General features: G+C 30.1%; 1 protein-coding gene and 1 pseudogene. One reads left to right on the top strand and one right to left on the bottom strand.

Annotated features, from left to right (window positions below; translation table 11 throughout):
• Positions 1–371 precede the first annotated feature (371 nt).
• Positions 372–1,616 (top strand): major outer membrane protein, encoded by a 1,245-nt coding sequence (locus L8U00_RS07745; RefSeq protein ID WP_263709106.1) that lies wholly within the window; start codon positions 372–374, stop codon positions 1,614–1,616.
• Between the two features lie 23 nt (positions 1,617–1,639).
• Here the strand turns inward: L8U00_RS07745 and L8U00_RS07740 are convergent.
• A pseudogene (locus tag L8U00_RS07740) lies at positions 1,640–1,839 on the bottom strand (peroxide stress protein YaaA); the annotation flags it as partial.

Here is a 1,839-nt window from a genome sequence, read left to right as displayed (position 1 = left end):
CAGTTTCCAAACATTAACTATCAAAGAGCATAATTACATCTGTAAAAGCAAACATTCATAGATAACTCCTTAGTTTTTAAAGATCTAGTAAAAACTAGATCTTTAAAGATATATAGTTTTAAATATGAATGAGATTATTTATAAAATATAAAATTAGGAATAAAATTAAATTATAATTTTAAAGATTTAATTTAATATAGTTTGATTATCTAAACTATAATCATTATATACTAATAATTATAGTATAACAACACGCTATAACTTCAAATATATATCCCAATAAATACATATTTTTGTTTACTTTAAGAATTCTCATATAAAACTATGATATAATACAAGCCATAGTTTTAATTTTAATAAGGAGAATTCTCATGAAACTAGTTAAACTTAGTTTAGTAGCAGCTTTAGCTGCAGGTGCTTTTTCAGCAGCTAACGCTGTTTCACTTGAAGAAGCTATAAAAGATGTTGATGTATCAGGAATGATGAGATACAGATTCCAGTCTGATAGATTAGAAATTGGTGATGCAATTCAACCAGAAGGTTACAATAGCTCAAAAAATAATGAGCATAAATTTAAAGCTCAATTAAACTTCAAAGCAGCTTTAGATGATAACTTCAAAGCTTTCGTTCAATTTGAATATAATTCAACAGATAGAGGTTTTGGCGGTTCTTATAATGAGAATACAAACAGTTATAACCCAGGTGGTGATTTAGCTAAAACTGATACACATAATACATTTGCTGTTAAACAAGCTTACTTAGAATACACTAACGAAGCTTATGCTACAAATGTACTTTTCGGTAAAATGGAACTTGGTTCAATTTGGACTGATGATGCAGTAGGAACAGGAGCTAAAGTTCTTAACAACTCTATTGAAGGTTTAACTTTTGCAGGTTACTGGTTTGATGCACTTAACTGGGAAGATGATAGCGATTTTACAGATTTAAGCATAGCTAAATCATCGATTTATGGTGGTGCTGTATTAGGTGATTTTGATCCATTTGCTTTCCAAGTATGGGCAGCTTATGCTAACAATTGGGCATTCTTATATGCAGTAGATGCTAGCTATAAATTTGCATTCAATGACATGAATTTCAAAATCCAAGGTCAATACTTAGGAAATAGCTTAGACAGCGATAAAGAAAAATTAGGTCTTGCTGACAATAACTTCTATGCTGCTAAATTTAGCGGACAAATCTCTGCTTTTGATTTCCAAGCAGGTGTAGTTGGTTATGGTGATAAAGATAAAGGAACTATTGTAACTTTAGAGGATACAGGTAGAGTTATTGCTCCAGGTCAACAAATTTTCTATTCTAATGATGGAAGCAAATTAGTTAAAAACGATGGTGAAAGCTTCTTTTATTTTGCAGGTTTAGGCTATACTTTTGCTGAAACTTTAAGAGTAGGATTTGACTATATTGGTGGTACAACTGAAAGAACAGGTAAAGAAGATACTGATAAAAATGAATACGTAGCAAGCGTATCTTATGCTTATAGTCCAAAACTTACTTTCAGCGGATTCTATTCTTATCTAACTGAAGATAACCATAATGGTGTAAAAGATCAAGATGCTGACGATCAATTCATCAGACTTGAAGCTCTATACAAATTCTAATTATAAAAGCTAAGCCAAAAGGCTTAGCTTGCTATATCTAAAATTATCTCTTCTTTTAATCCCTGTATTTTAATTTCTTTTATTTTTAAATCATTAGGTAGATTTTCTAGTAAAGCTTCTTTGCTATGTATGTTTTTACTTGCTAGTATTCTTAATATTTTACCCCTATAAGCCTTTGCAAAGTGACTTAAAGTTTTGGAATTTTTTAAAAAAGTGAGGGTAA

Origin of the sequence: Campylobacter sp. IFREMER_LSEM_CL2256, from assembly GCF_025771645.1 — a bacterium.
Lineage (GTDB): Bacteria > Campylobacterota > Campylobacteria > Campylobacterales > Campylobacteraceae > Campylobacter_D.
The sequence above is the reverse complement of the archived record's forward strand: the minus strand, read 5'-3'. Positions and strand labels throughout refer to the sequence as shown.

What these genes read in the sequence shown, in the direction of transcription:
- L8U00_RS07745 (WP_263709106.1), top strand. Translation starts at nt 372, where the DNA reads ATGAAACTAGTTAAACTTAGTTTAGTAGCAGCTTTAGCTGCAGGTGCT.